Raw genomic sequence first — 3,353 nt, 5'->3', positions numbered from 1 at the left:
GCAGTCACAAGCCCGGTTATCCCAGGATGACGCCGGTTTGTGACTGTCGATTGACAGTGGCTCTTTAACAATGTGAATCAAGCTGACAAATTTGAGATACGACTCAAGCGTATCCGGCAATTGTCGTGTGAAATCGCACCAGACCCCTTGGGGTTATATGGTCAAGCGATTAAGCGCATACGGTGGATGCCTAGGCAGCCAGAGGCGATGAAAGACGTGGAAGCCTGCGATAAGGCTCGGTGAGGTGGCAAACGACCTGTGACCCGGGCATTTCTGAATGGGGAAACCCACCTTGTGTAAGCAAGGTATCCCACCCTGAATCCATAGGGGTGGGAGGCGAACCGGGGGAACTGAAACATCTAAGTACCCCGAGGAAAAGAAATCAACCGAGATTCCCCCAGTAGCGGCGAGCGAACGGGGAGCAGCCCTTAAGCGTGACAACTGATAGGCGAACGCGTTGGGAAGCGCGGCCATAGCGGGTGATAGCCCCGTAGCCGAAATCTGAGTCACGTGAAATCGAGTAAGTCGGGGCACGAGAAACCTTGACTGAAGACGGGGGGACCATCCTCCAAGGCTAAATACTCCTGGCTGACCGATAGTGAACCAGTACCGTGAGGGAAAGGCGAAAAGAACCCCGGCGAGGGGAGTGAAATAGATCCTGAAACCGTATGCGTACAAGCAGTGGGAGCCCACTTGTTGGGTGACCGCGTACCTTTTGTATAATGGGTCAGCGACTTATATTCAGTGGCGAGCTTAACCGAGTAGGGGAGGCGTAGGGAAACCGAGTCTTAACTGGGCGACCAGTCGCTGGATATAGACCCGAAACCGGGCGATCTATCCATGGCCAGGGTGAAGGTTGAGTAACATCAACTGGAGGCCCGAACCCAAGTATGTTGAAAAATGCTGGGATGAGCTGTGGATCGGAGTGAAAGGCTAATCAAGCTCGGAGATAGCTGGTTCTCCTCGAAAGCTATTTAGGTAGCGCCTCACGTATCACCACCGGGGGTAGAGCACTGTTTCGGCTAGGGGCCCATCCCGGGTTACCAAACCGAGGCAAACTCCGAATACCGGTGAGTGCAGCGTGGGAGACACACAGCGGGTGCTAACGTCCGTTGTGAAAAGGGAAACAACCCAGACCGTCAGCTAAGGTCCCAAAATCCTGGTTAAGTGGGAAACGATGTGGGAAGGCTTAGACAGCTAGGAGGTTGGCTTAGAAGCAGCCATCCTTTAAAGAAAGCGTAATAGCTCACTAGTCGAGTCGGCCTGCGCGGAAGATGTAACGGGGCTAAACCAGGTACCGAAGCTACGGGTTCGCCGAATGGCGAGCGGTAGAGGAGCGTCGTGTACGCCGATGAAGGTGGGTTGAGAAGCCTGCTGGAGGTATCACGAGTGCGAATGCTGACATGAGTAACGACAAGGGATGTGAAAACCATCCCCGCCGGAAGACCAAGGGTTTCTGTTCGACGTCAATCGGAGCAGAGTGAGTCGGCCCCTAAGGCGAGGCCGAAAGGCGTAGTCGATGGGAAACGGGTTAATATTCCCGTACCTCACGTGATTGCGATGGGGGGACGAAGAAGGCTAGGTGAGCCGGGCGTTGGTAGCCCCGGTGAAAGTGCGTAGGCTGAGAACTCAGGCAAATCCGGGTTCTTTAGGCCGAGACACGAGACGAACAGACCACGGTCTGGAAGTCATTGATGCCACGCTTCCAAGAAAAGCCTCTAAGCTTCAGATCACGCGAGACCGTACCCCAAACCGACACAGGTGGTCAGGTAGAGAATACCCAGGCGCTTGAGAGAACTCGGGTGAAGGAACTAGGCAAAATGGTGCCGTAACTTCGGGAGAAGGCACGCCGGCGGTAGGTGAAGCCCCCTTGCGGGTGGAGCCGAAGCCGGTCGAAGATACCAGGTGGCTGCAACTGTTTATTAAAAACACAGCACTCTGCTAACGCGTAAGCGGACGTATAGGGTGTGACGCCTGCCCGGTGCCGGAAGGTTAAGTGATGGTGTTAGCCGTAAGGCGAAGCTCTTGATCGAAGCCCCGGTAAACGGCGGCCGTAACTATAACGGTCCTAAGGTAGCGAAATTCCTTGTCGGGTAAGTTCCGACCTGCACGAATGGCGTAATGATGGCCACGCTGTCTCCACCCGAGACTCAGTGAAATTGAAATCGCCGTGAAGATGCGGTGTACCCGCGGCTAGACGGAAAGACCCCGTGAACCTTTACTATAGCTTCACACTGGACGCTGATGTTGCTTGTGTAGGATAGCTGGGAGGCTTGGAAACCCGGACGCCAGTTCGGGTGGAGCCACCCTTGAAATACCAGCCTGGCATCATTGGCGTTCTAACTTGGCACCGTTATCCGGTGTGAGGACAGTGTGTGGTGGGTAGTTTGACTGGGGCGGTCTCCTCCCAAAGAGTAACGGAGGAGCACGAAGGTACCCTCAGCACGGTTGGAAATCGTGCAGTGAGTGCAAGAGCATAAGGGTGCTTAACTGCGAGACAGACACGTCGAGCAGATACGAAAGTAGGTTCTAGTGATCCGGTGGTTCTGTATGGAAGGGCCATCGCTCAACGGATAAAAGGTACTCCGGGGATAACAGGCTGATACCGCCCAAGAGTTCACATCGACGGCGGTGTTTGGCACCTCGATGTCGGCTCATCACATCCTGGGGCTGAAGTCGGTCCCAAGGGTATGGCTGTTCGCCATTTAAAGTGGTACGCGAGCTGGGTTTAGAACGTCGTGAGACAGTTCGGTCCCTATCTGCCGTGGGCGTCGGAAGTTTGAGAAGTGCTGCTCCTAGTACGAGAGGACCGGAGTGGACGTACCGCTGGTGTTCCGGTTGTCATGCCAATGGCATTGCCGGGTAGCTATGTACGGACGGGATAACCGCTGAAAGCATCTAAGCGGGAAGCCCCCTTCAAGATGAGACTTCCCTGGGGCCTTGCGCCCCCTGAAGGACCCTCGAAGACGACGAGGTTGATAGGCGCGGTGTGGACGTGCGGCAACGCATTGAGCTAACGCGTACTAATGGTCCGTGAGGCTTGACCATATAACACCCAAGGGGCCTGACGGCCCCAGGGCGACGACACACGACGGATACGCCGAGTCGTTCTCGAATCAGCTTGCTTCACCTTGTTAAGACCAGGTAGCGGGGCGCTGTCACGACAGCGCGCCCACAGTTACGCCTGACGACCATAGCGAGCGGGTCCCACCTGACCCCATGCCGAACTCAGCAGTGAAACCGCTCAGCGCCGATGGTAGTGTGGGGCTTCCCCATGCGAGAGTAGGTCATCGTCAGGCATTTATTTCGACACCCCCGGCCATTGGTCGGGGGTGTTGTCGTTTAGGGCTTCC

General features: G+C 55.7%; 2 rRNA genes. Both read left to right on the top strand.

The window, feature by feature from the left end:
• The first annotated feature begins 159 nt into the window (after positions 1-159).
• A 23S ribosomal RNA gene (locus R6258_RS18650) occupies positions 160-3,048 on the top strand.
• Positions 3,049-3,183: 135 nt separating this feature from the next.
• Positions 3,184-3,299, top strand: a 5S ribosomal RNA gene (gene rrf, locus R6258_RS18645).
• Positions 3,300-3,353 lie beyond the last annotated feature (54 nt).

Source organism: Halomonas sp. HP20-15 (assembly GCF_033446685.1).
Classification (GTDB): domain Bacteria; phylum Pseudomonadota; class Gammaproteobacteria; order Pseudomonadales; family Halomonadaceae; genus Modicisalibacter.
This window is presented reverse-complemented; position numbering and strand designations above follow the sequence as displayed.